Source organism: Pseudomonas caspiana (assembly GCF_002158995.1).
Classification (GTDB): domain Bacteria; phylum Pseudomonadota; class Gammaproteobacteria; order Pseudomonadales; family Pseudomonadaceae; genus Aquipseudomonas; species Aquipseudomonas caspiana.
Genome location: NZ_LOHF01000015.1, coordinates 128,852 through 154,109 on the forward strand (window position 1 = coordinate 128,852; position 25,258 = coordinate 154,109).

At 58.0% G+C, this 25,258-nt stretch carries 20 protein-coding genes; 6 read left to right on the plus strand and 14 right to left on the minus strand.

Annotated features, from left to right (window positions below):
- Window positions 1–126: 126 nt before the first annotated feature.
- From AUC60_RS17830 to AUC60_RS17850, 5 genes are all read right to left on the minus strand, one after another.
- Complete coding sequence (locus AUC60_RS17830) at window positions 127–2,412, minus strand: Orn/Lys/Arg family decarboxylase (RefSeq protein ID WP_087270361.1); 2,286 nt, start codon at window positions 2,410–2,412, stop codon at window positions 127–129.
- Window positions 2,409–3,818: a putrescine-ornithine antiporter gene (gene potE, locus AUC60_RS17835; protein WP_087270364.1), complete on the minus strand. Its 1,410-nt coding sequence runs from the start codon at window positions 3,816–3,818 to the stop codon at window positions 2,409–2,411. Before potE ends, AUC60_RS17830 begins: the two co-directional genes overlap by 4 nt.
- Window positions 3,819–4,144: 326 nt before the next feature.
- Complete coding sequence (locus AUC60_RS17840) at window positions 4,145–4,474, minus strand: hypothetical protein (protein WP_087270367.1); 330 nt, start codon at window positions 4,472–4,474, stop codon at window positions 4,145–4,147.
- 111 nt (window positions 4,475–4,585) lie between these two features.
- Window positions 4,586–5,416, minus strand: coding sequence for a DUF1206 domain-containing protein (locus AUC60_RS17845; RefSeq protein ID WP_087270369.1), 831 nt, complete (start codon window positions 5,414–5,416; stop codon window positions 4,586–4,588).
- 310 nt (window positions 5,417–5,726) lie between these two features.
- On the minus strand, window positions 5,727–6,812 hold the full coding sequence (locus AUC60_RS17850; RefSeq protein WP_087270372.1) for a tartrate dehydrogenase: 1,086 nt from the start codon (window positions 6,810–6,812) through the stop codon (window positions 5,727–5,729).
- A 108-nt stretch (window positions 6,813–6,920) separates the two neighbouring features.
- On the opposite strand from AUC60_RS17850, the gene AUC60_RS17855 reads away from it, so the two are divergent.
- The 3 genes from AUC60_RS17855 (at window position 6,921) to AUC60_RS17865 (ending at window position 10,960) form a co-directional block, all read left to right on the plus strand.
- Window positions 6,921–7,838: a LysR substrate-binding domain-containing protein gene (locus tag AUC60_RS17855; protein ID WP_087270375.1), complete on the plus strand. Its 918-nt coding sequence runs from the start codon at window positions 6,921–6,923 to the stop codon at window positions 7,836–7,838.
- Between the two features lie 380 nt (window positions 7,839–8,218).
- Window positions 8,219–9,256, plus strand: a complete 1,038-nt coding sequence (locus AUC60_RS17860; protein ID WP_087270378.1) for an ABC transporter substrate-binding protein — start codon at window positions 8,219–8,221, stop codon at window positions 9,254–9,256.
- A 9-nt stretch (window positions 9,257–9,265) separates the two neighbouring features.
- Entirely contained in the window at window positions 9,266–10,960 is a 1,695-nt protein-coding gene (locus AUC60_RS17865) for a GMC family oxidoreductase (protein WP_087270380.1), read from the plus strand.
- A 131-nt stretch (window positions 10,961–11,091) separates the two neighbouring features.
- Here AUC60_RS17865 and AUC60_RS17870 read toward each other — a convergent pair whose 3' ends face one another.
- The gene (locus tag AUC60_RS17870) at window positions 11,092–12,519 is read right to left on the minus strand and encodes an aldehyde dehydrogenase family protein (RefSeq protein WP_087270383.1); all 1,428 of its coding nucleotides are present in this window, start codon (window positions 12,517–12,519) and stop codon (window positions 11,092–11,094) included.
- 173 nt (window positions 12,520–12,692) lie between these two features.
- Here AUC60_RS17870 and AUC60_RS17875 point away from each other — a divergent pair, with 173 nt between their 5' ends.
- From AUC60_RS17875 to AUC60_RS17885, 3 genes are all read left to right on the plus strand, one after another.
- Window positions 12,693–13,640: a LysR family transcriptional regulator gene (locus AUC60_RS17875; protein WP_087270386.1), complete on the plus strand. Its 948-nt coding sequence runs from the start codon at window positions 12,693–12,695 to the stop codon at window positions 13,638–13,640.
- A gap of 142 nt (window positions 13,641–13,782) precedes the next feature.
- Window positions 13,783–14,487: an HAD-IA family hydrolase gene (locus AUC60_RS17880; RefSeq protein WP_087270389.1), complete on the plus strand. Its 705-nt coding sequence runs from the start codon at window positions 13,783–13,785 to the stop codon at window positions 14,485–14,487.
- A gap of 81 nt (window positions 14,488–14,568) precedes the next feature.
- Window positions 14,569–15,852, plus strand: a complete 1,284-nt coding sequence (locus AUC60_RS17885) for an NAD(P)/FAD-dependent oxidoreductase (protein WP_193441872.1) — start codon at window positions 14,569–14,571, stop codon at window positions 15,850–15,852.
- A gap of 162 nt (window positions 15,853–16,014) precedes the next feature.
- Here AUC60_RS17885 and AUC60_RS17890 read toward each other — a convergent pair whose 3' ends face one another.
- The 8 genes from AUC60_RS17890 to AUC60_RS17925 all read right to left on the minus strand — a co-directional run bounded on the left by AUC60_RS17890 (window position 16,015) and on the right by AUC60_RS17925 (window position 25,057).
- A complete protein-coding gene (locus AUC60_RS17890) occupies window positions 16,015–16,506 on the minus strand; it encodes an Lrp/AsnC family transcriptional regulator (protein ID WP_027900155.1) in 492 nt (163 codons plus the stop codon).
- A 39-nt stretch (window positions 16,507–16,545) separates the two neighbouring features.
- Entirely contained in the window at window positions 16,546–17,232 is a 687-nt protein-coding gene (locus tag AUC60_RS17895) for an HAD family hydrolase (RefSeq protein WP_087270392.1), read from the minus strand.
- Between the two features lie 96 nt (window positions 17,233–17,328).
- Entirely contained in the window at window positions 17,329–18,618 is a 1,290-nt protein-coding gene (gene gabT, locus AUC60_RS17900; protein WP_087270394.1) for a 4-aminobutyrate--2-oxoglutarate transaminase, read from the minus strand.
- 388 nt (window positions 18,619–19,006) lie between these two features.
- Window positions 19,007–20,092, minus strand: a complete 1,086-nt coding sequence (locus AUC60_RS17905; RefSeq protein WP_087270397.1) for an ABC transporter ATP-binding protein — start codon at window positions 20,090–20,092, stop codon at window positions 19,007–19,009.
- A 130-nt stretch (window positions 20,093–20,222) separates the two neighbouring features.
- Complete coding sequence (locus tag AUC60_RS17910) at window positions 20,223–21,683, minus strand: NAD-dependent succinate-semialdehyde dehydrogenase (protein WP_087270400.1); 1,461 nt, start codon at window positions 21,681–21,683, stop codon at window positions 20,223–20,225.
- 225 nt (window positions 21,684–21,908) lie between these two features.
- Complete coding sequence (locus AUC60_RS17915) at window positions 21,909–22,706, minus strand: ABC transporter permease (RefSeq protein ID WP_087270402.1); 798 nt, start codon at window positions 22,704–22,706, stop codon at window positions 21,909–21,911.
- A complete protein-coding gene (locus AUC60_RS17920) occupies window positions 22,707–23,633 on the minus strand; it encodes an ABC transporter permease (RefSeq protein ID WP_087270405.1) in 927 nt (308 codons plus the stop codon). It lies immediately after the preceding gene.
- Window positions 23,634–24,004: 371 nt separating this feature from the next.
- The gene (locus AUC60_RS17925; RefSeq protein ID WP_087270409.1) at window positions 24,005–25,057 is read right to left on the minus strand and encodes an ABC transporter substrate-binding protein; all 1,053 of its coding nucleotides are present in this window, start codon (window positions 25,055–25,057) and stop codon (window positions 24,005–24,007) included.
- Window positions 25,058–25,258: the final 201 nt, after the last annotated feature.

Sequence of the window (25,258 nt, forward strand, 5' to 3'; positions counted from 1 at the left end):
GAAGCATTGGTTCTGGTACGCCGCGATCGCAGCCTTCGGCAGCTCCTACAGGTCCTATGTTGCTTTGCGACAGCGTGGTGTCAGAGACACAGCGCTAACTCTTACATAACTACATGTCACCCCCCATCACTTCAACACCAACAACCGGTAAACCCCGGCGTCACTTTCAATGCCATGGGTGTCATGGGTGAAGCCCGGGAAGGACGTGTCGAAACTCTCCAGTGCCTTCAGGTAGGCCAATAGCGGTCCATCTGCAGGCCCCGCATTTTCGCCGGGCATCAACAGTGGAATGCCGGGTGGGTAGGGCACGATACCGGTGGCAACAATTCGTCCCGCTGCTTGTTCCAGCGTCACCAGCTCAACCTGATTCTTGACCAGTTTCTCGTATGCCTCCACGGGGCTGAACTCTGCTTGCGGCAACATGCCGAAAGCTTGAGCCATGGTCGCCGTGGTGCGATGTTTTTTCATGGCCGCGAAGATATCTTCGGCCAGGTCCCTGAGCCCCATGCCGGTGTAACGCTGCTGATTGGCCGCCAGCAAATCGGGCAGACACAGTTCCAGCTCCAGATTGCTGTCGTAGTCGCGTTTGAAGTCCAGCAGAGCGTTGACCAGCGTCCCCCATTTGCCTTTAGTGATGCCGATGGAGAACAGGAACAGAATGGTGAAGTCGGTGGTTTTCTCGACCACGATGCCCTGACGACCCAGATAGGCGCTCAGCACACAGGCCGGGATGCCGAAATCCAGCAACTGCCCGTCGTCGCCCATACCGGGGCTGAGCACCGAGACCTTGATCGGGTCGAGCATGCAATAGCCATCTTCGATGTTGCCGAACCCGTGCCAGACTTCGTCAGGGTGCAGAACCCAGCAATTGGGGTCGGTCTTGAGCGTGACCGGGTCGACTTCGTGAAATGCCACTGCGGCCCCATCCACTTGAACGGTTGGCGGCTGCCAGCAGGAGAAAAACCAGTCGTCACCTTTGAGCATCTCGCTTTTCATACGCGAGATCACCTGGCGGAACGCGATGGCTTCTTCAATGGATTCAGTGGTCAGAATCTCACCGCTAGGCGCTTCCATCATCGCCGAACTGACATCGCAGGAGGCCATGATCGCGTAATTGGGCGACGTCGAGGCGTGCATCATGAACGACTCATTGAAGCGTCCATGCGGGATCGGATTGCGTCCGTTCCGGACATGGATCATTGAGGCCTGTGACAGGGCCGCCAACAGCTTGTGGGTGGACTGAGTGGCGAATACCGTCGGTCGCGACTCATCGTGATCGTCCGGGCTGCCGTGCATGGCGAAGCGGTCGCGATACAGAGGGTTGAAGCGTGCGTAGCCATACCAGGCTTCGTCGAAATGCAGGCGATCAACGCTTTGTCCCAGCAACTCTTCGACACGCGTGACGTTATAAGTCAGGCCGTCGTAAGTTGAGTTGGTGACAATGGCGTGGATCGGAGTCGGGTCGATGCCTTCCTTGACCAGCGGGTTGTTGGCGATCGCCGCTTGAACACCTTCGCGGCTCAAGGTTTGCGGCAGAATCGGGCCGATGATGCCGAAGCGGTTTCGGGTCGGCACCAGATAGGTCGGAATAGCGCCGGACAACGTCATCGCATGCTCGGCAGACTTGTGGCAGTTGCGGTCGCACAGCGCAATCTGATCACGAGTGACGCTGGCCATCAGAATGACCCGGTTTGAGGTCGAAGAGCCGTTGGTGACGTAGTACGTGCGATGAGCGCCGAAGACTTTCGCTGCGTAACGCTCGCCTTGGCCGATAGGGCCGCTGTGGTCGAGCAGTGAACCCAGTTCACCCACTGAAATCGACAGGTCCGAGCGCAGCAGGTTTTCACCGAAGAACTCGTAGAAAGCCCTCCCTGCGGTGCTTTTCAAAAACGCCGTACCACCTGCATGGCCGGGTGTGTGCCATGAATACTCATAGCTGCGGGCAAACTTCAGCAGTGCGCCGAACATCGGTGGCAACACCGCCTGACGATAGCGCTCGATGGCGGCCAGTATCCGTCCGCTGAGAAACCGGCTGGTGTCCTCGGGCAGCCAGATGAAGTCGTCAGCGTGCTGCATCACCACCAGCGGAATGTTCGAGGCAGTGCTGCGATCGCTGATCAGAAACACCGGGACCCGCGTGTTGCGTTCACGCAAATTGGTCAGCAGCTTGATGCATTCCTCATGGTTGTCGCTTTTGTCCATTTCCCAACTGAGCAGTACGCACTGGACGGCCGGGTCCGAGCGCAGGATCGAGTTGGCATCGGCCAGGCTTTCGGAAACCAGAACACTGATGGAGCGTTCTTCGACATCACTGAGCAGTTGATTCAGGGCACGGCCGAACACCGTGCGTTTGTCGGGTGCGCTGCTCACCAATAACGCGAGCATGCCGAGCAAATGGCGGTATTCAGTCATGGTCTTGCCTCCAGGGGCGTGGAATTCAGGCTGTTGACGGGGATGGGGTCTGCGCTGAGGTGCTGCGCGCTGACAGTCTGTACCGGCACGCTATTGTTGACCGCCTCAAGGCGGATCAGCCGGTTGTTGACGAAGCCAAACAGGGTGTAGCCGAAGATGGTGGCGACGCCACCGAGCATCAGTGCCTGGGCGCCCGAACTGTACAGCGCCAGATAGCTGTAAGCGGCGGCTACCGTTGCCACGATGTTGGTGATCAGCGCGGTGTTGGGCGGTACGTTGGACACCTTCTGCATGGTCAGCAGTGCGGCCATCGACAGAATGTACGGCACCAGATTGGTGACCACCGCGAGATTAACGAGCGTGTCGAACTGTTTGCTGAGGTCCGGACTTATCGTCAGAAAACCCAGGGCTGTCTGGGCCGCCAGCAGTATCAGCATGCCCACAATGGGCGTACCAGCCTTGTTGGCTTTGGAGAAAATCGGCACGAAATAGCCGGTGTCCGCCGAACTCTTGAACACTTGTGCGATGGTGAATTGCCAACCCAGCAACGAGCCGATACACGCAAGCACCATCAGGCCCATGACGATGCTGCCGATCATGGGGTTGAACATTTTGGCAAACACCAGACCGAACGGCGCGGTGGACGCAGCCAGTTCCGGGTTGTCGACGATACCAGCGATCACGTTGGTCGAGACGATGTAGATAACCGCCGCTCCCAGCGTGCCGCCCAGTACCGCAATGGGCACGTTCTTCTCCGGGTTCTCCACAGCGTCAGTGTTGGCGCAGGCCGACTCCAGACCCAAGAACGCCCAGAGCGTAATTGCCACCGATGCCCCTGCGGCCTCGAACCAGCTTTTGTCATGGGGGTTCCAGCCTGCGGCGTAGACGCTGCTGTCGAACCAGAACCAGCCAATGGTCGAGACCAACACAACAGGGGCGATGACGCCCCACACGGTAACGGCGCCTATTTTGCCGGTAATACTCGCGCCACCGAAGTTGGCGAAAGTCGTCACCCACAACAGCGCGATAGTTGCCAGACCGACTTGCATGGAATCAAGTTGTACATTAAACAACACCTGGATGTAGCCAACAGCCGTAATACTGATGGCTACGTTGGCAATGAGTAGCGAAAGGCCATAGGTGTAGTTGGTTAGATAGTTACCCGCCTTACCGAAGGTATATTCGGCATAACCGCCCATGCCTCCGGTCTTTCGGCTGAGCATGCCGCAGCGGGCAAAAGCGTAAGCCAGGGCCAGAGAACCCGTGGCTGTGACGAGCCAGGAGAGAATCGAGATGGCGCCAACTTCTGCAAGTTTTGAAGGGAGTAAAACAATGCCCGAGCCTAACATGTTGACGGCAGTCAACATTGTTAGTTGGCTAACGCTCATTTTCTTGGCAGCTGACATTCCATTGCCTCTATCGAGAAAGCGGGGAAGTGTTAGCTATAGCAGAGCATTGAAAGGGCGCAAGTAATTAGCCGGTTAGTGGTAGATGACTGAAGAGCTGACTTAATTGAAAAGTGGGATTTTCTGATTGCGCGGGGTCAATGTTTTGCCAATGAATCAATGCAACCCTCGGATTGAAATGCACTTCCTGTAGGAGCTGCCGAAGGCTGCGAAGCATTCATCCTGACACGCCGCCATCGCAGCCTTCGGCAGCTACTACAGATTTTCATCGTTTGTCGCGAGACAGCGTGATTTCAGGGGCTGCGCCTTGAACATCCATATAGGGCTCAGCGTCGCGCCAGCTCGTGCTTGATGCATTGCTCGTAATAAGTCTGTTTGATCGCAGCGGGTTTGAGTCGCGAGGTGCTTTTATAGGTCTGCTCGGTGATACCCATGGCGGTCATGCGCATCCAGGGCTGATTGAACTTGCGGCCCTGGAGTTTCTTGCGTGCACCGTACAAAGTAATCCCGTCGAGTTTCGACTCCTGAGCGCCTGCGGCAATACCCGAACCCCATGTACAAATCGACCGGCCGCTCTGTGTGACTTCTTTGGCTTGCGACGCCGGTGAAACGCTGGCAAGCGCGAGCGTCGCTACGGTCAATAGAAGAATCCGCATAAATGCCAGCCCCTAAGCTTCTGAAAAGAAAGCAAGTTTGCCAAGCTCGGCTGGAGGCGAGGGGCCAGCAATCGGTTTTATTTAAAGGGCAAAACCGCCGGGGATTTTTCCTCAGCTGAAATGCTTCGTGACCGCATGCGGGGCATCTGGCACGTCCATGTTGATCTTGCGCCATGCGGCTTCGGCAAAGCTGTACACCGAAAATGCGATCAGACCTAGCGCCACGATCATCAGCACAATGCCTCCAGCGGGCAGATCCTGCAGGCCATTGAGCGCGTCTTTAAGACCGGGCGGGTGCATGGCGTCATAGCTCGAACCGCTGATGGCCAGCAACGCAGCGATTTCGATGAATGCCACGCCTCGGGCAATCAGGCCGAATTGCGATACCGGACGCACATAGCGCATCACCTCTTCATCGGCTTCGAAGTACTTCTCGAAAGAGGCTTTCCAGCCTTTGATGATGTGGGTGATACCCACGCCTAACGGCACCAGTGCTACCAGGTAAACGAGGATATTCGAATGATCCCACGACAGGATGGACGCCAGCAGGTCCTGGGTTTTGCCGCCTGAATCACCGGAGCTTTTGAGCGCACTGATTAGCAGGCCCAAGGCAAAAAACGCCAGTGCACCATAGGTCACGCCGCCTACCAGCAGGCCGGTGCGAATCACCAGGCCTTTTAATTCTGTGCCGTGATGGTCCACATCGCGAGTAGCCTGCAGGACGCGCCAGGCTGCAAATGCAAGCAGGCCGACCACCACAATCGCGACCATTACGTTGCCGAAAGGCTGACTCAATAGCGCTTCAAGGCTGCTGTGGCTGTCTTTGGGCTGAGACGAACCTTGCGCAGCGAGCAGGGCAAAAATACCAATGATCAGATACACCACACCCCGAGCGGCATAGCCGCTTCGGGCGAGGAGAGTGAGGCTGCGTTGCGTGGACATAAAAGGGATCTTCCTGAAAGTGATACAGGAGCAGACCGGTGTCGGCACGCGGGGTTCGCTTTAATTGGTGTGTAGCCGGTTCTGCGAAAACCATACCTCAATAGCGTGTGCGTTAATTTTGATAAAAGATCGCCGTGTGTCCCAATAACAACACTGATGCAGAACAGACACAGACCTGTAGGAGCTCACCGAGTTTACGAGGCCAGCGATGACGGTTTACCTGGCACGCCGCAATCGCGGCCTCGCGGTGCTCGTGGGCTCCTACAGATAATGCATTTCAGTCCAGTTGAGAGGCGATGCGGACTGCTCCTTATCGTGCGCAGGCAACCGCGATGGCTTTGCCCAGTGCTTCGGTATTGCCCTTGCCGCCAATATCAGCAGTCAGCGGGGCGTTTTCCGGTCCCATGGCCAACACGGTTTCAATCGCGGTGAGCACCGCTGCGCCTGCCTCTGGATGGCCAAGATGTTCAAGCATCATCGCACCGCACCAGATCTGCCCGATCGGGTTGGCAATGCCTTTACCTGCGATATCCGGTGCTGATCCATGCACCGGCTCAAACAGGCTCGGGAAGTGGCGCTCCGGGTTGATGTTGGCCGAGGGCGCAATACCAATGGTGCCTGTGCAAGCCGGACCCAGGTCGGAGAGGATGTCGCCGAACAGGTTGCTGGCCACCACTACATCGAACCAGTCTGGATGCAGCACGAAGTTCGCGGTGAGAATATCTATGTGGTACTTGTCGACGTTCACGTCCGGGTATTTCTTGCCCATTTCCACGACGCGCTCGTCCCAGTACGGCATGGTGATCGCAATGCCGTTGGACTTGGTCGCAGACGTCAGGTGTTTCTTCGGGCGACTCTGAGCCAGGTCATACGCAAATTTGAGAATGCGGTCGACGCCAACGCGGGTCATCACGGTTTCCTGAAGAACGATTTCGCGATCGGTGCCAGGGAACATCTTGCCGCCAACGCTTGAGTATTCGCCTTCGGTGTTTTCCCGTACTACCCAGAAATCGATGTCCCCGGGCTTGCGATTGGCCAGCGGTGCCTTGACGCCTGGCATCAGGCGGCAGGGGCGCAGGTTCACGTACTGGTCGAACTCGCGGCGGAACTGCAGCAGGGAATCCCACAGGGAAATGTGATCAGGCACAACGTCCGGCCAGCCCACTGCACCGAAGTAAATCGCGTCATAGCCTTTGAGAATTTCGAACCAGTTGTCGGGCATCATTTTGCCGTGGGCCAGGTAGTAATCGGCACTGGCAAAGTCGAACCAGTCCCATTGCAACTCCAGGTTGTGCTGCGCGGCCACCACGTCCAGCACGCGTACGCCTTCGGGCATGACTTCCTTGCCTATGCCATCGCCAGGGATGACGGCAATTTTGTAATGGGGCTTGCTCATGGATTTTTACTCCAGGGTTGATGGCTGACGAGGCTCAGTGTATGCAGTGTCCCCGGATTAATAATTAGTCATCCGCGAAAGCCATTCTTAGATTCAAGGAAACAATCGATGAGCATGATCGATGACCTGAGTTTCTTTCAGCAGGTCGCCACACGCAGCAGCCTGACTGAAGTCGCGAGGCAACTTGGGCTATCACTGCCTGCGGTAAGCAAGCGTCTGAGCCAACTCGAAGCGCGGCTTGGCGTGCAATTGCTGCAACGCACCACGCGCAAATTGTCGCTCACTCCGGAGGGCGTGCTTTACCTGGAAGGCGGGCGACCCATCTTGCGTCAGCTTGACGAGCTGGAAAGTGCTCTGAACAGTCGGCAGCCCACCTTGCAGGGGCGCTTGCGCATCAACGGCACGCTGGGTTTTGGCCGTCGACATCTGGCGCCCGTGGTGTCGAGCTTTGCCCGTCTGCATCCCGAGCTGGAGATTTCTCTGGAGCTGACCAGCCAGCCCGTGAGCTTGCTGGATGATCAGTTCGACATCGGTGTGTTCATGGGCGAGCCACCAGACTCGCGGCTGATTGGGGTTCGCCTGTTGGAAAACCCGCGAATATTGTGTGCTTCACCCCAATATCTGGAGGGGCGGCCGGCATTGAAGCGCGTGGCCGACCTGGCCGAGCACAACTGCATCTTGCTGCGTCAGTTTGGCAGTGATTACGCGATCTGGCGCTTTCAGAAGGACGATCAGGATTTTGCCCATAAAGTCAGCGGCACGCTGTCGAGCAACGACGGCGAGGTGGCACTCCGTCTGGCGCTGGAAGGTCACGGGCTGATCCTGCGGTCGCGCTGGGATGTGCAGGCACATCTGGAAAGCGGGCGGCTGGTGGCGGTACTGCAAGAATATCAACCGCCACGCGGCGATATCTTTGCGGTGTACCAGCATCGACGCCACATCCCGCAGCGTATCTCGCTATTCACCCGGTACCTCGCGCAAGAACTGACCAAGCGCCTGCCGTTTGCGGTGCCTGCGGCATTGTGAGTAAGCGGTAGCGCTCAATAACAAAATGCAAACCGTTGAATCGGATGCATGTTCTGTAGGAGCTGCCGAAGGCTGCGAAGCCTTCATCCTGACACACTGCCATCGCAGCCTTCGGCAGCTCCCACAGGTCCAGTGTTCGCCGCGAGACAGCGTGGAGCCATGGGTAGCGGAGCAGTGCCTTCCAAAAAACGCCATAACCTAAAATCATGTCAGCAATGATTATTGATGCATTGCCGGACCGCCCCCCGCTCTTGTAACGTCCTGTAGACCCGCTCGGTAACAATAAAAACTTAAAACCTGAGCATGCGTTGGTTTTTGCAGGGTGTTCAGAACAGGGTTTTTGCAGCTGCCGAATCATTCTACGTTCAGGAAGATTTGCCATGAAAACCGTTTCATTGGGTTCAGTCTTATCCCTGTTGTGCGTGTCGATATCGTGCGCGATGTCAGTATCGGCAGAAGAAATCACCTTCGTTTCCCAAGGCGGGGTTTATCAGGAGGCCCAGACCAAGGCGATCCTCGACCCGGCAGCCAAACGCCTGAACATCACCATCAAACAAGACAGTGTTCCTGACGCCTTGCCCATGGTCAAAGCCCAAGGCGCGGCAGGCAAGCCGGTCTGGGATGTGATCGATACGCCACCCTCCAACTGCATCCGGGGTGGCAATGAAGGGCTGATCGAGAAACTCGACCTGAGCAAAATGCCTAATGTGCAGGCCATGCCCGAAGCCTATCGCACGCCTTACTCGGTCGCTTACGAGTTCTATTCTTCCGTGCTCGGCTATAACACCAAAACATTGAAGAAGCTGCCTCAGAGCTGGGCTGACTTCTGGAATGTGAAGGAATTTCCCGGCACCCGCTCATTACGCAACGACCCTATGGGCACTTTGGAAGCCGCGTTGCTGTCGGACGGCGTGCCACGAGACAAGCTCTACCCACTGGACGTAGACCGGGCCTACAAGCGTCTCGAACAGATCAAACCCGATATCGCCGTCTGGTGGAGTTCGGGCGGGCAGTCCGCACAGTTGCTCAACGACGGCGAAGTGGACATGTTGATGATCTGGAATGGTCGTGCCAGTGCTGTGCGCAAAGACAATCCTGATATCTCGTTCACCTACAACGAAGGCATCCTGCAAAACACCCAGTTGTGCATCCTGAAGAACGCCCCGAATTACGCCACCGCAGTCAAGTTCGTCAACGAAGCGCTCTCGCCAGACCTGCAGGCCAACCTGCCGCTGTACATCGATTACGGTCCTGGCAACCCGGCCGCGTTTGGCACTGGAAAGTTGACCGCCGAACGTGCCAAAGAGCTGCCTAGTTCTCCGGATAACGCCGCGAAGCAGGCGCTGATGTCCGAGGAGTGGTGGTCGTCGGCCGCGGGTATTGCCGCGAAGGATCGCTGGCTCAAGTTTGTCCAGTAGGCCAGCGCTGTGAAAGGTACCGACTACCTGATTCTGGGCGGCGGTTCGGCTGGCTGTGTGTTGGCTGCGCGGCTGTCCGAGGACCCCGGCACGCGTGTGTGCCTGATCGAAGCAGGGCGCGATATTTCGGCGGGCAATATGCCTGCCGAGATGCGTAGCCGCTATCCGGGGCGGGCCTATCTGGATACGCGCAATATCTGGCGCCAACTGACGGCGCTGATGGGCAAGCGCTCCACCGAGCGCCGCTATGAACAGGCTCGGTTGCTGGGCGGAGGTTCGGCCATCAACGCCTTGATGACCAATCGTGGCGCGCCCGACGACTATGACGAATGGCAGCGACTCGGTGCTGAAGGCTGGAACTGGAACAATTGCCTGCCGTACTTCCGCAAGCTGGAAAACGATACCGACTTCGACGGTCCGTTGCATGGCAAGCAAGGGCCCCTGAGGATTCGCCGCACCGCGCAGGAATTTCTCTCACCCTTCGTCAAGGCGGTCATGAAGGTGCTGGGCGAAGGCGGACTGGCTACAAAAGCCGACCAGAACGGGCCTTGGGAGCCGGGTGTATTTGTTGGCGCAATCGGTGTCAGTCCTGAGGGGGAACGGATCCCCACGTCCGTGTGTTATCTGTCCGATGAAGTGCGCCAACGCAGCAATCTGAAAGTACGCACTGAATGTCTGGTCGACCGTGTGCTGTTCAAGTCTCATCAGGCGGTAGGCGCGCGCGTTGTCCTGGCGGACGGCACCTCGATTGATCTCTTTGCCAAGGAAGTGATTGTCTGCTCAGGGGCGATTCACAGCCCTGCGGTGTTGATGCGCAGCGGCATCGGGCCTGCCGATGAGCTGGTCCAGTCAGGCATTTTCGTCGTCGCGGATCGTCCAGGTGTCGGCCGTAATCTGATGGAGCATCCATCAATAGCGGTCTCGGCATTGTTGAGCAAAGCAGGGCGCACGGCGTTCCCCAGCGAACACCACGAGCAGGCCATCGTGCGCTTTTCTTCGGGTTTGCCGGACACCGTGCCTTGCGACATGCACGGCGCGATTCTCTCGCGTTCCGGCTGGCACTCTTTGGGCTATCGATTGGGCACGATGTTTTTCTGGGTCAACAAGTCGTATTCCCGAGGTCGTGTTCGGCTGGCCTCCAGTGATCCGGCTCAGGAACCTGAAGTGGATTTCTGCATGCTTTCTGATCCGCGGGACCTGGAGCGTCTAAAGCAAGCGTTGAAACTTGGCGCGGCGACGCTTTCAGCCTCGCAGCTCAGTGCACAGCGCAGCGTAACGTTTCCCTCCAGTTATTCGCCCAGGGTCGCTAAAGTGGCGCAGCCTGGGCTGGTCAATGGCTTGCTTCGCGGGGTCTTGAGTCTGCTGCTGGATATCGCCGGGCCGTTTCGGGCGTGGCTGATTCACCGGTTGGTGACTCAGGGGGTGACGCTGAAAAAGCTGGTTGCGGATGATGCGGCGCTGACCGACTTTGTCCGGAGAAATGTCGGCGGCACCTGGCACCCATCGGGCACGTGCCGTATGGGTCGGGCGGACGATCCGCAGGCCGTCACGCTCAGTGATGGAAAGGTGATTGGCGTCACTGGCCTGCGAGTATGTGATGCGTCGTTGATGCCTTCAATTCCGTGCGCGAATACCAACGTGCCGACCATCATGATTGCCGAGCGGATTGCGGATCTGATCAAGGCTGAAAGTCAGCAAAAATGATCCTGTAGGGCGCATTTTTGTGTAGGAGCTGCCGAAGGCTGCGAAATGGTTTTCTGAAACAACGCTTATCGCAGCCTTCGGCAGCTCCTACAAAGTCATCTACACGAATATTGCGTTCCGCGGCTCGACCGTTACGGCTGATACCCCACAATCGCCTTGGTCTCCAGAAAAGCCTCCAGCCCCCACTCGGCATATTCACGGCCATTCCCGGATTGCTTGTAACCGCCAAAAGGTGCGCCGGGGTTCCAGTCGGGATGGTTGATGTAGACACCACCCACTCGCAGTTGCAAGGCAATGTCTCGTGCCCGTTGCAGGTTTGATGACTGCACGTAACCGGCCAGGCCAAACACGCTGTCATTGGCCAACGCCACCGCGTGCTCATCATCGTCGTAGGCCTGAATCACCAGCACCGGTCCAAATATTTCTTCCCGGGCGATGGTCATGTCCGGTGTCACCCCGGCAAACACCGTAGGTTTCACGTAGTAACCACGTTCCAGACCTTCAGGCCGGCCCAGGCCGCCGCAGACCAGTTGCGCACCTCCCGCAATGCCTATGGCAATCATCCGCTGAATAGCCTGGAACTGCCGTTCGCTGATCACCGGTCCCATCGTGGATTGCGGGTCGCTGGGGGCGCCGACCTGATGAGCCAGGGCGGCGCGACGAGCGAACTCTACCGCTCGGTCATGCAGCGCCGCAGGCACCAGCATCCGGGTCGGTGCGTTGCACGATTGCCCGCTGTTGCCAAAGCAGCCGTTCACGCCGGAGGTCACCGCTTTTTCCAGGTCGACATCGTCCAGCAGGATGTTGGCCGATTTGCCGCCTAACTCCTGATGGACCCGCTTCACGGTCGGTGCGGCCAGGCGAGCGACCTCGACGCCGGCCCGGGTGGAGCCGGTGAAGGACACCATGTCCACGTCGGGATGGGCAGCCAGCGCTGCGCCCACCGTAGGGCCGTCGCCATTGATCAGGTTGAATACACCGGCAGGCACCCCGGCGTCATGCATGACCTCGGCAAACAACACCGCGTTCAACGGGGCGATCTCACTGGGTTTGAGAACCATCGTGCAGCCCGCAGCCAATGCCGGGGCGACCTTGCAGACGACCTGATTGATGGGCCAGTTCCAGGGGGTTATCAACGCGACCACGCCGACAGGCTCAAGGTTGATCAGCGTATTGCCGGTGGTTTTCTGAAAATCAAACGTGTCCAGCGTGCGTAGCAGTTGCTGCAGGTGACGCTTGCCAATACCGGCTTGCCAGTCGTAAGCCAGCGCTTTGGGTGCGCCGACTTCTGCCATGATCGCTTCGGCAATTTCGTCGTAGCGCTGCATGAACACGTCCAGAATCTGCTCGACCAGTAGTCTCCTTTCGTCAGGCGAGGTGCGCGCGAATGACGGGAATGCGCGCCTCGCCGCTGATACGGCGGCATCAACGTCAGCCTGATTACCCATGGCGATCTTGCAGAAGGGCTGCTCTGTCGCCGGGTTGACGACCGTCAGTTGCGTGTCGCCCGCGGGTGTTACCCAGCGGCCATCGATATAAAACTTCAGTGCATTTTCCATAATCGGGCGCAGTCTCGTTGGGAGGAGGGAACGTGACGAAGGAAGTGCTGAGTGTGAATGTCGGTCTCGGATCGCAATGGGCGTAGAAAGCACATTCAGTCGCTCGCAAGAATAAGCATCTATTTCTGCATCCGACAATTTACTAATAGTTGCTTCAGGCATAAGCTCAGGTCATGTCTAATCTTCGTCGAAAGCTTCCCAGTTCAAGTTCCCTGTTCGTCTTCGAGGCGGCCGCACGGTGTGGCAGCTTCACGCGGGCGGCGGATGAGCTGTGCGTCAGCCAGCCAGCGGTCAGTCGGATGTTGTCACGCCTGGAAGAACATCTCGGCGTGCAGCTTTTTGAGCGCATGCGCGGTGGTGCGCGACTGACCGAAAGCGGCAGTATTCTGTACCGCAGGGTCCAGGAAGGTTTTAGTACGATCGAGTCGGCAATCAGCGAAATCGAGTCCCGTGCCACGGGTATCGAAACGGTTACGCTGTCAGTGTCAACGGCGTTCACCACCCACTGGTTGATGCCCCGCATGAGCCGTTTCAATCAGCGTTTTCCCAGCGTGGACATGCGCTTTCAGTTGATGTCCGGCCGGATTGGCGGACCATTGGTGGATGTCGATCTGGGCATGCGCTACCTCGACTCAGGCAGTCTGAAAGCCACGGATATGCTGGTCATACCTGAAATAATGCTGCCAGTCTGCAACCCGCAATACCTCAAACAGGTCGTGCACGGCACAGGTAAAAAACAGCCGCCGACGCTGATCTGCATGGACAACCAGGACCGTGATTGGGCGCAGGATTTCGGCTCGTCCGGCCGCTCCGAAAATGCGTTGATATTCTCCGATTATGCGGTGGTGGTGCAGGCCGCCTTGTTGGGTCAGGGTATGGCGCTGGGATGGCTGACGGTTGTTTCCAACAGCCTGGTCAAAGGCGAACTGGTACCGGCCGTCGAGCAGCTCAGGGTCACGTCGCGGCGTTGTTGCCTGGTCACTCCGGCGAGTCGTCCGGTGCGGCCGGTGGTGGAAAATATCCGCGACTGGATCATCGAAGAAATGCGCGCTGACCTTCTGCAAGTGGATGCGCTTTACCCACATTTAGGCCTGGCAACCCACTTGGAACCGGCTCGTTGAGATCAGGTGTGCCGCACACAGTAAAAAAACCGTAGGTTATGCTTCGAGGCCCGTACAAAACGGAATATTTCATGGGGAGAGCAGGCAGATAATGGGTTTACCCAGCTTGCTTTCCCTTATGAATTATCTTGCGGAGCGCCTTATGTCATTCAAGCAATTCAAAGCCCTGACGTTCGATGTCGTTGGCACCCTCATTGATTTCGAGGCAGGCATCCTTGCTCACGTGCGTGAAGTGGCGGGCGAAGCGGGTAAAGCCTGCAGTAATGACGACATTCTCAAAGCCTATCGCGAAGCACGTGCCCAGACCGACTCGGGCTGGTGGCCGGACGATCTGGAGCGCTGCTACCACGTCATTGCTTCGAAACTGGGGCTGCCGGACAACGATGAATACGCCAAAGGCCTGAGCCTGGCGGTCAAAAACTTCCCGGCGTTCCCTGATTCGGTTGAAGCACTGAAGCGTCTGCGCAAGCACTTCAAGCTGGTTGCCACGACGAACTCGCGCATCTGGGCGCTGGATTTCATGGCCAAGACGCTGGACGAGCCGTTCGACGTGCGCGTGACCGTGGACGACGTCCGTTTTGAAAAGCCTGACCCACAGTTCTTCGCCTATACCCGTGGCGTATTGGCTACCCAAGGCATCCTGTTCGAAAACATCCTGCACGTTGCGCAGAGTCAGTATCACGACATCGGTGTGGCAATGCGTCTGGGCTATCAAACCTGCTGGATCGAGCGTCGTTTCGCCCAGAAGGGTACCGGTGGCACGCTTGAGTCCGAGCGAGTAGAGCCGCATTACCATTTCACTTCGCTGGCGCAACTGGCCGACGCAGTCGAGAAAGAACTCGGCTGAGGGTGCCTTGAGCGGGTTTGACGATTCTGGCGCCCGGGCAATGCCGCGAGCGCCTTTGTTCTTTTTAGCCGGATGCTGGCCATGACTGTTCAGAGCTTGTGGGCGGCAACTGCCCAATCTTCTCCTGCACTGCAATCGCTTGAAGGCGATCGCCAGTGTGACGTGGTGATCATCGGTGCCGGTTACACCGGACTGTCTGCGGCGCACCATATTGCCCTGAGCGGCCGTGAGCCGTTGATCGTTGAAGCCAATACGCTCGCCTGGGGCGCCAGCGGGCGCAATGGCGGGGTGGTTTCACCCAAGTTCCGGGTTGGTTTTCCGACGCTGATGGAGCGTTTCGGTCGTGATACTGCCCTGCACATGTATCGCACCGGTTATGCGGCAGTGGACAGTCTGGTGGAGATGGTCGACAGCCTTGGCTTGTCAGGGGCGCAACTGCACATGGGCGGGCATATCGCCGCCGCGCATAACGTTCATGCGTTAGGCGGGCTCGAGTCCACTGCAAACTGGATCAAACGGGAAACCGGTGGCACGTCTTCGCTGATGATCAGCGCCGAACAGGTTCGCGAGGCCACCGGATCGAAGATTTTCGCCGGTGGCTTGCTGACGCCGAAAGCAGGTGGCATTCACCCGCTCAACTACGCGCGTGGCATTGCAAAGAGCCTGACTGAGCGTGGGGTGAAGTTGTACATCAACAGCCCGGCCAACCAGGTTCGTCACGAGGCAGGCCGCGTCATTGTCATGACCCCTAAAGGGCGCGTCAGCGCGCGGCAGGTGATTTACGCCACCAATGGCTATTCCGATCAGACCCGGGCTACCGATACGTTGCATCGCCGATTGATCCCGTTTCGCAGCGCGATCATTGCGACTGAGCCGCTACCCGCTGATGTACTGGCGCAAATCATGCCGGGTGGTCAGGTATGTGGTGATACCAAGCGTATGTTGCGCTGGTTCAGGGTCGTCGGTGACCGGCTGATCTTTGGCGGGCGAGGTGCCTTTGGCAAGAACGATTCCGAGAGCGCCTTCCGTACCTTGCAGCGCAGCATGGGAGAGGTGTTTCCGGTACTGCGTGATCACCAGATTGATTTTCGCTGGTCCGGTCTGGTTGCCATGACGCTGGATTACCTGCCTCATGCCGGACAACTGGACGAACGCAGTTTCTACGCGATCGGTTACAACGGCGGCGGGGTTGCCATGTCGACTTACATGGGTGGGCAACTGGCAAAGATGACGGCCGGAGAGAAGGTCGATCTGGGTCTGCTTTGCGGAGACAAATTCAACCCTATTCCCCTGCACGCATTCCGCGCACCGGGCGTGCGTCTGGCGGCGGGTTGGCAGCAATTACTGGATGTGATTGGCCGGTGATTATGGCGCTACGCTGGTTCGCGTAAAACATTGAACCTGTAGGAGCTGCCGAAGGCTGCGATGGCGGCGTATCAGAATGAATGCTTCGCAGCCTTCGGTAGCTCCTACAGAAAAAGCTTTCTGTTGAGTTTTGTGGCCAGGAGCAACTGAGTGTTGTGCCTGTCACACCGCTCTAACCAGACTCCGCAGCGGCACGGTGCTTTTTACCACTGGTGACTTGATCACAATGTAGCTGAAGTACTTCTCGATGCCGATATTCTTGTCCAGGATCGACTCCATCAATTCCTGGTAGTGCTGAATGCTGCTGCACAGGAAGCGCACCAGATAGTCGTAGCCGCCGCTGATCAAATGGCATTCGAGCACTTCATCGATGTTGCGGATGCTCGATTCAAACTTCACGAAGTCTCCACGCTTGTGGTCGGATAGGGTGACTTCGGTGAAGACGGTGACCGAGTTGGCGAACTTGGCCAGATTGACGTGGGCTTCATAGCCGCTGATATAGCCTGCCGACTCGAGGCGTTTAACCCTTTGCAGGCAAGGACTGGGAGACAGACCGACAGCTTCGGCGAGGCTGACGTTGGTCATTCGCCCGTCTTTCTGCAATTGGACCAGGATGTTGATGTCGATACGATCGAGCTTCGTTGCTGCGTCCATGGTTCAGTCCTCGCAATTTCAAAATCCTGCCTGCACGCCTCAGGCATGCAGCGCTTTTTGATGCGCATGGACGAGGTCTGCCAGACTCGCGTACTCACAGCGATTGCCGTCCAGTGCCTGCGGTGAATGATTCCAAGGCAGGCTGTGACCCCGTCGCAATGTACACACCGGGAAATCCACCCGCTCATTCCACGGGTCATCGGTTTCCGTACTGCGCACCGGTAACAGTTCTGATCGCTCCAGCTCCAGTTGGAGTAACGCAGTATTCAGACTCATGTGCCAATCAATGCTGCTGGGTTCGATAACAGCGTCGAACGTCACCGGCAAGCGGCTGATCAGCGAGCTCACATTGATGCCGTGAGGTGGGGCGATCAGTATCAAACGGTAGAACTTGCTCAGGTACTGCAATGCACCTGGAACGTCTTCGAATATGGGCCAATGGTCAGAGGAGCTACTGAAAGCAACACTCTGATCCCAGTCAGGAATCATATGCAATTGGTGAGCCAGACGTTGGTATAGCTGGCCGTGAAACGCGGTATGACTGCCGTCTGACCCACTGCTGATCAACTCGTCGGCGATACGTCGATAAGCTTCGAGCAACTGCTCGTCATCGGGCGCGGATCGGCTATGCACTGCCAGCGGTCGAAGTCCTTCAAGGATGCCCCGTTCTCGATCAACCAGTGTTCCAAAGGAAAATCCCAATGCCTTGTACTGGGTGACTTTCATTGTTCGCTCCTGAGCAACCACTGTCGGTTCCGTCTAGTTTCAAACCAAAGCCCGGCACTGGGTGAGCAGGCCGGGCAGGTCATGCAACGCAGGTGCTCAGCAGGCTGCCGCCAATGCGCGATCAAGCATCTGCAAGGCTTCCGCCACTTGCTCGGAGGTGGTCACCAGCGGCGCAAGGAAGCGCACCACGTTACGGTGTACACCGCACTTGATCACCAGCAGACCCGCGTTACGCGCTTCGTCGATGACTTTCTGCGCCAGCGCTGCATCCGGGCTTTGCTTGTTATCATCGGCGACCATTTCGATGGCTTGCATGAAGCCCAGGCCTCTGACATCACCAATGCGTGGGTAGCGGGCTTGCAGGGCCAGCAGACCGTCCCGCAACTGCGCGGACAGTTTCTCCCCCTGGCCCAGCAGATCCTGCTCTTCGAACAGGTCCAGCACCGCCAGCGCCGCAGCACAAGCGACTGCATTGCCGCCATATGTACCGCCCAGGCCACCGGGCGTCGGCGCATCCATGATCTCGGCCCGGCCTACTACACCGGAGAGCGGCATTCCGCCTGCCAGGCTTTTTGCGACCGTAACCAGATCAGGTTTGATACCTGCGTGCTGGAAGCCGAACATGGTGCCAGTGCGGCCAAAGCCAGCCTGAATTTCATCAAGAATCAGCACGATGCCGTGCTGAGTGCAGCGCGCACGCAAGGCTTGCAGGAATTCATTGGAGGCGGCGATGAAACCTCCGTCGCCCTGTACGGGCTCGATGAGGATCGCCGCCACGCGATCGGGTGCAACATCGGTGGCGAACAGCTCATCCAGTTCCGCCAGCGCATCGTCGCTGCTGATTCCGCGATACGGGTTCGGGTAAGTGGCGTGATAAATCTCGGCCGGGAAAGGCCCAAAGTTCTGTTTGTACGGCTGGCTCATGCCCGTCAGGGTTACGCCGAGCAGGGTTCGTCCATGGAAGCCGCCGCGAAAGGAAATCACCGCCGTACGATTGGTATGGCCACGGGCGATCTTGATTGCGTTCTCTACGGCTTCAGCGCCGGAGGTGAACAGCACGCTCTTGTAGTGTTCATCGCCACCGATCAGCTTGTTCAGTCGCGCGGCGACCTGGATGTAGTTCTCGTAGGCCACGACCTGAAAGCTGGCATGGGAAATCTCGCCGACCTGGCGACGTACTGCCTCAACCACGCGCGGGTGATTGTGTCCGACATTGAGTACGCCGATACCCCCGACGAAGTCCAGATAGCGCTTGCCATCCACATCCCACAGCTGCGCGCCCTCGGCACGTGCAGCGACAACCGGATGAGCCGTGATGATGCCGCGCGGGATGTGCTGCTCACGCAGAGCGAGCAGCCGTTGGTTTTCAGTCAGTGCAGAATTCATCTCAATCTCCGTGATCGCCAGAGTGGCAGGTGATGTGATCAGGATAAGCACTGGCCAGAATCACAAGCACTGTAGTTGCCCGGGCCAGCGCTGTGATCGACTGTTTTGGAGGGAGGTTGCGAAATAATTCGCTGTGGAGTGTTGCAGGCAAACTTGAGTGGTTTGTAAATCCTGTGGAAGCAGAGCTTGCTCCTGTCAAATAAATGCACTTACCTGACGTGGAGTGTTTTTTTACAGGAGCGCACGAGCACCGCGAGGCCGCGATGGCGGCGCGTCAGACAAATCGCTATCGCGGCCTCGTGGTGCTCGTGCGCTCCTACAGTTCTGGGTTGATTCGCACAGCGCTGTGTCAGGGACACCTGGGCAGCTCCCACATAAAAGCCCTGCGTCAGACCACTGCCCGCGGCACAACAATGGTGTCTTCCGGGTGCAGGCGCATGAGCAGCGGGGAGCCAATCGGCGGCAGGCTGAGGTTACCTTCGTGATGGCTTGGCTGACGCAGGCTGACCGTCGGGCCGCCTTCCAGGTCGACGAACACCTTGAGGCTTTCCCCCTGAAAAACAATGTCCGAAACACGACCGCGCAGACGGTTCCATTCCGGGCCTGAGGTGTCGTTGTCGAGCAGCAGTTTTTCCGACTGCAATGCCAGAAACACATCGCCCGAAGGTGGAATAGCGCGGGTCGTACGCAGTGCCGTAGCCCCCAGATTCAGGCCGCTGTCACTGCGTTGCAGCGGGATCAGGGTGCTTTCGCCAATGAAACTGGCGACGAAGTCATCGGAAGGATGATCGTGCAAACGACGTGGCGTATCCACCTGCACCAACTGGCCGCCACGCATGATCGCGATACGGTCACTCATGGTCAGCGCTTCACGCTGGTCATGGGTGACGTAAATCATCGTTGCACCCAAGCGTTTGTGCAGGGCTCGCAGCTCAATCTGCATGGTCTCGCGCAGCTGTTTATCGAGAGCGGAAAGCGGTTCGTCCATCAGGATCAGCTTGGGTTCAAAGACGATGGCCCGGGCCAGTGCCACCCGTTGCCGCTGACCGCCGGAAAGGGCCGCAATCGAACGGTTTTCGTAGCCGCTCAGTTCCACTGTCGCCAACGCTTGCTTCACGCGACCCAGGCTTTTGGCAGCGCTTTCCCCTCTGGCGCGCAGGGGGAACGCAACGTTCTCGCCCACTGTCATGTGTGGGAACAGCGCGTAATTCTGAAACACCACGCCGATTTCACGCTTATGGGGCGGCATCAACGTCACGTCGCGCTCGCCAAACAGAATGCTCCCGGAGCTGACGCGGATGAATCCACCGAGGATGCTCAGCAGCGTTGTTTTGCCCGAGCCGGAAGGGCCCAGCAAAGACATGAATTCTCCCGCCTCAACCTTCAGGTTCACATTGTTCAGCGCCTTGAGGCTGCCGTAATCCTTGCAGACCTGATTGACGCTGACCGACTCAAAACCTTCAGTGAAATTCATGAAGCATCCTCCTGTGCAGAGCGGGTGTCTGCATCCATCTGAACACAGCCGCTGACCGTGTTCGTGCCGTTTTGAGCCGCCGGGATAACAGGATCTGCTGCCCGGCGGTGTCTGTGTTTGAGGCCGGCTGTCAGTCCAGACCGCCGATGTGCCAGGCCTTCACTTCGAGGAATTCGTCGAGGCCGTACTTTGAGCCCTCACGGCCGGTGCCTGACTGCTTCATGCCGCCAAAAGGAGCGACTTCCATGGAAATAATCCCGGTATTCAACCCCACCATGCCGAACTCCAGCCGTTCACCCACACGCCAGGCGCGGCGCATGTCTTGAGTGAAGTAATACGCGCCCAGGCCATAGGGAGTAGCGTTGGCCAGCGCCAGCGCTTCGGCTTCGTCCTTGAAGCGGAACAGCGGGGCCACTGGACCGAACGTTTCTTCGCTGGCCAGCAGCATGTCGGCTTTGGCGTCACGCAGAACGGTAGGCTGGACATACAGCCCATCGCCCTGAGGCGTGCCGCCAATCACTACACTGGCACCTTTTTCCAGCGCGTCGCCAATGTGTCGGGCGACTTTGTCGACTGCCGCAGCATTGATCAGCGGACCAATCGTGACGCCGGTTTGCAGGCCATCGCCGACCTTCAATTCGGCCACGGCAGCGCTCAGGCGCTCGGCAAAACGCTCATAAATACCGTCCTGAACCAGAATGCGATTGGCGCAGACGCAGGTTTGCCCAGCGTTGCGGAATTTGCTCTGCATGACCCCGGCAATGGCCAGATCCAGGTCCGCATCATCAAAGACGATGAACGGGGCGTTGCCACCCAGTTCCAGGCTCAAGCGTTTGATGGTGCTCGCACACTGGCTCATCAATAACTGGCCGATTTTGGTTGACCCTGTGAACGAGAGCTTGCGTATCGCCGGGTTGCTGGTCATTTCACCGCCAACTCCGGCTGGCAAGCCGGTCAGCACGTTGAATACGCCGGCCGGGATGCCCGCACGTTCTGCGAGTACCGCCAGCGCCAAGGCTGACAGTGGGGTCATTTCCGACGGCTTGACCAGCACCGGGCAGCCTGCCGCCAGCGCCGGGGCGCACTTGCGGGTGATCATCGCGTTAGGGAAGTTCCACGGGGTGATGGCGGCCACGACGCCAATCGGCTGTTTGAGCACAATGATGCGTCGGTCGGCGACCGGTGAAGGGATGGTATCGCCGTAGATGCGCCGGGCTTCTTCGGCGAACCATTTGACGAAGCTGGCGCCGTAGGCAATTTCACCGCGCGACTCGGTCAGCGGTTTGCCTTGCTCGGCGGTCATGATCAGCGCCAGGTCTTCCTGGTTGTCCATGATCAGCTTGAACCAGACTTCAAGAAAACGCGCGCGCTCGGCGGCCGGCACCTCGCGCCAGGCCACGAAACGTGCCTCAGCAGCGGCGATGGCGCGACGGGTTTCCGCGGCTTGAAGGGCCGGAACCCGGGCAATCACGCTGCCGTCGGCGGGGTTGGTCACGTCCAGCGTAGCGCCGTCATCGGCATCAATCCACTCGCCATTGACGTAGGCGCGCTCGACGAGAAGGGAAGGGTCACGCAGGGTATTTTTCAACATGATCAAGGTGCCTTGAAGGTCCGAACGATGGACTCATTGTAAAAATGTCTGCCCAGCGGGCGATGCCGAGATAGCCGCTGGTGCGGGTGCTAGATGCTGAATTTGCAGCGCTGGCGGCAGATGTTGCTATCCCGATATCCCTGTAGGAGCTGCCGAAGGCTGCGAAACGGTGTGTCAGACAAATTGCCTTCGCAGCCTTCGGCAGTTCCTACCGAGGTGGTGTTTTCAACTTGGTTTATTACGCCCCGCGATCACCACCAACAACAGTGAAGCCAGAATCAGGATCGAGCTGATGGCCGCAATCGTCGGGTCGATTTCGTCGCGCAGTGCGGTGAACATGCGCTTGGTCAGGGTCTGGTTGTCGCCGCCGGAGATGAACAGCGCGACCACGGTTTCATCCAGCGAGGTGATGAACGCAAACAGTGTGGCCGAGACCAGGCTTGGCTTGATCTGCGGCAGGGTCACGGCCATGAACGCCCGGAAGCGATTCATGCCCAGGCTGCGAGCGACCATTTCCTGAGACATGTCGAAGTTACGCAAACCTGCCAGCAGGGCGATGATCACGTAGGGCAGTGCCAGCATGATGTGCGCCAGAATCAGTCCGGTCATGGTGCTGATCAGACCCACCCTGGCGTACACAAAAAACACCCCGGCGGCGATGAGGATGATCGGCACCATCATCGGCAGCAGCAGAATGATTTGCAGGGTGCGCACCACCTTCAGGCTGGAGCTGTTGATCGCGTAAGCCGCGGCCATGCCGATGGGCAGGCTGACCAGCGTGGTAACAGCGGCGGTGATCAGGCTGACCCGTGCCGCCGACATCCACTCGGCGCTCTGAAAGAACGCCGCATACCAGCGCAGCGACCATTCCTTGGGCGGGAATTGCAGGAAGCGCGCTTCGGAGAACGACATCGGCACCACGATCAGTACCGGCAGAATCAGGTACAACAGAATCGCTGCCACCAGCACCGTGAACAGCGCGTGGGAAAGGCGGATATGACGCAGATAGGCGACCAGTTTCATTTAGCGCGCTCCCAGAATGCGTTCGATAGGGATGAACTTGTTGATCCCCCAGAAAATCAGGAACACCACTAGCAGTAACACCAGGCCTACCGCGCTCGCGGCGCCCCAGGCGTGATACAGCTCAACGTTGCGTTGCACCAGCATCGATACCAGGATCGTGCGACCACCACCGAGCAGCTCGGGCGTAATGAAGAAACCCAGGCAGATGACGAAAACCAGAATCGAACCGGCCATGATTCCCGGTGCCGCCATCGGCAAGAACACTCGGCGGAAAGTGTAAAAAGGCTTGGCCCCGAGGCTTTCCGAGGCTTGCATCAGGTCCTGCGGAATTTTTTTCATCACTGAATACAGCGGCAGAACCATGAACGGCAGCATCACATGCAGCGTGCCAATGACCGTGCCCGTGGTGTTGTGCATCAGGTTCAACGGCTGATCGATGATCCCCATGTCGATCAACGTCTGGTTGACCAGCCCGCGGCGTTGCAGCAACACCAGCCAGGCGTAGGAACGCACCAGCACGCTGGTCCAGAACGGGATGATTACGCAGATCAGAATCAGATTGGCCCAGAAGCCGTGCAGGCGTGACGCGGCATAAGCAATAGGGAAGCCGAGGAAGACCGACAGTACAGTGACGATGAGGCTGATCTTGAAGGTCAGGACGAACGTGTCCCAATAGATCCGCTCTTCAAAAATACGCAGGTAGTTGGCGAGGGAGAAGCCTTCTTCAGTCTGCACCGACTGAAAGGCCAGCCAGCACATCGGCAGGATCAACAGCACTATCACCATGAACAGCGCCGGGGTGAGCAACAACATCATTGAGGTGTGTTCCTTGCGCTCCTCACGGGCAAGGGCATCGCTGTTGGTCAGCGGCGGTTGTTGCTGATTGTCGGATTCAGGCAGGGATTTGGCGAGATAAGCATTGGACATGTCTTTCTCCCGTCACTTGTTCTGGCTGAAGCGCTGGAAGGCGCCGTGCTTGAGTGTTGGCATGTGAACGACTCCCGAAAGATGGGGCAGATGCTTAAAACGAGTGTCTTTCTGTTCCGGTCGCTCTGCGGGACCGTGCAGTTTCCAATGTACCCAGATGTCGGCAAATGAAGCCGCTGAAATGCGCTGCGCGAGAGTGCTTTATTGCGTAATGAGGCGTGCGGACGGCATGTCCTGCGTTGAGGTGTCTGGAAGAAAGGATCGTCACTGTAGGAGCGCACGAGCACCGCGAGGCCGCGATAGCGGTGCGTCAGGCGGGACGCTATCGCGGCCTCGCGGTGCACGTGCGCTCCTACAGGTTGTAGTAGTAATTACTTCTTCTGCACAAACGACAACCAGCGTTCTTCTGCCTTGATGCCCTCGGCAGACGCCCACCATTTGGCCGACAGCAATGCCTGACGGGAGATGTTTTCAGGTGAGGAGGGCAGCTTGGCAGCACGTTCTGCCGGGATGGTGCCGGTCTCGAAGGCTTTCGGGTTGAGCGGGCCGTAATCAATGATCATCGGCAGTGCTGCCTGTAGTTTCGCGTCGATGGCTTCGTTGACGAACTTCATCGCCGCCGCTTTGTGCGGTGTGCCCTTGAGGACGCAGAGGGAGTTGGTTTCCAGAATGCCCTGATTGTAATCGAAGGCCACTGGCGCGCCGTCGGCCTGAACAGCCGTGATACGACCGTTCCACGCTTGAATCATGTCCACTTCGCCATCGCTGATCAGCTGTGCCGACTGACCGCCCGACGTCCACCAGGTGGAAATGTGCGGTTTTATCTCTTCGAGTTTCTTGAAGGCGCGCTCCACGTCCAGTGGGTACAACTTGTCGGGCGCGACGCCGTCGGCCAGCAGGGCTACTTCCAGGGTCGGGCGCGGCAAATTACGCAATGAACGCTGGCCCGGGAATTTCTTCGTGTCCCAGAAATCCGCCCAGGTTTTGGGTGCCTTGTCGCCCTTGAAGGCGTCGGTGCGATAAGCCAGCACCGTGGAGTAGCTGATGTAGCCCACGCTGTACTCATCTTTGAGATCCGCCGGTAATTGCACTGCGTTGGGGATCAGCGCCGGGTCAAGCTTTTCGAACAGGCCTTCCTGCTGACCGCGCACGCAGTCGCCCGTCGGTAGATCCACTACGTCCCAGGTGACTTTGCCGCTTTCGACCTGAGTCTTGATGATTGGGTAGGCTTTGGGCGAACTGTCCTGCTTGAGCGTCAGGCCAAGTTTTTTGGCCGCCGGTTCCAGGATCGCCTTGCTCTGCGCCTCCTGATAGGCACCGCCCTGAGACACAAACGTGATGTCTTCAGCGAACGCCATATTGGCGCAGCCGGTGAGAATGGCCAGGCTCGCCAGCTTGAAGGTGCGGATAGTGGATGCTGTCATGTAAAGGGCTCCCGATAGTTGGCAGATGTCATAAGCGAGCTGGAAATTTTTGTTGTCGGTCGCTCTGCGGGACCATGCCTTTAATTTACTGGCATGCCGGGAAATGAAGCGGGCACAAATGCGTGGCACAAAAGTGCTTTATTGCGAAAAAGGCAGGAGGGACGGCATGTCATGCGTTGCGCAGAGGTAGAGCCTGATCCC

Bases quoted from the DNA above. Each gene is read 5' to 3' on its own strand.
- AUC60_RS17890 (WP_027900155.1), bottom strand. From the start codon at position 16,506: ATGGACGCAGCAACGAAGCTCGATCGTATCGACATCAACATCCTGGTC.
- AUC60_RS17870 (WP_087270383.1), bottom strand. From the start codon at position 12,519: ATGGAAAATGCACTGAAGTTTTATATCGATGGCCGCTGGGTAACACCC.
- AUC60_RS17905 (WP_087270397.1), bottom strand. From the start codon at position 20,092: ATGAATTTCACTGAAGGTTTTGAGTCGGTCAGCGTCAATCAGGTCTGC.
- AUC60_RS17830 (WP_087270361.1), bottom strand. From the start codon at position 2,412: ATGACTGAATACCGCCATTTGCTCGGCATGCTCGCGTTATTGGTGAGC.
- AUC60_RS17845 (WP_087270369.1), bottom strand. From the start codon at position 5,416: ATGTCCACGCAACGCAGCCTCACTCTCCTCGCCCGAAGCGGCTATGCC.
- AUC60_RS17880 (WP_087270389.1), top strand. From the start codon at position 13,783: ATGTCATTCAAGCAATTCAAAGCCCTGACGTTCGATGTCGTTGGCACC.
- AUC60_RS17875 (WP_087270386.1), top strand. From the start codon at position 12,693: ATGTCTAATCTTCGTCGAAAGCTTCCCAGTTCAAGTTCCCTGTTCGTC.
- AUC60_RS17885 (WP_193441872.1), top strand. From the start codon at position 14,569: ATGACTGTTCAGAGCTTGTGGGCGGCAACTGCCCAATCTTCTCCTGCA.
- AUC60_RS17920 (WP_087270405.1), bottom strand. From the start codon at position 23,633: ATGTCCAATGCTTATCTCGCCAAATCCCTGCCTGAATCCGACAATCAG.
- AUC60_RS17840 (WP_087270367.1), bottom strand. From the start codon at position 4,474: ATGCGGATTCTTCTATTGACCGTAGCGACGCTCGCGCTTGCCAGCGTT.
- AUC60_RS17915 (WP_087270402.1), bottom strand. From the start codon at position 22,706: ATGAAACTGGTCGCCTATCTGCGTCATATCCGCCTTTCCCACGCGCTG.
- potE (WP_087270364.1), bottom strand. From the start codon at position 3,818: ATGTCAGCTGCCAAGAAAATGAGCGTTAGCCAACTAACAATGTTGACT.
- AUC60_RS17925 (WP_087270409.1), bottom strand. From the start codon at position 25,057: ATGACAGCATCCACTATCCGCACCTTCAAGCTGGCGAGCCTGGCCATT.
- AUC60_RS17860 (WP_087270378.1), top strand. From the start codon at position 8,219: ATGAAAACCGTTTCATTGGGTTCAGTCTTATCCCTGTTGTGCGTGTCG.
- AUC60_RS17850 (WP_087270372.1), bottom strand. From the start codon at position 6,812: ATGAGCAAGCCCCATTACAAAATTGCCGTCATCCCTGGCGATGGCATA.
- AUC60_RS17855 (WP_087270375.1), top strand. From the start codon at position 6,921: ATGAGCATGATCGATGACCTGAGTTTCTTTCAGCAGGTCGCCACACGC.
- AUC60_RS17895 (WP_087270392.1), bottom strand. From the start codon at position 17,232: ATGAAAGTCACCCAGTACAAGGCATTGGGATTTTCCTTTGGAACACTG.
- AUC60_RS17910 (WP_087270400.1), bottom strand. From the start codon at position 21,683: ATGTTGAAAAATACCCTGCGTGACCCTTCCCTTCTCGTCGAGCGCGCC.
- gabT (WP_087270394.1), bottom strand. From the start codon at position 18,618: ATGAATTCTGCACTGACTGAAAACCAACGGCTGCTCGCTCTGCGTGAG.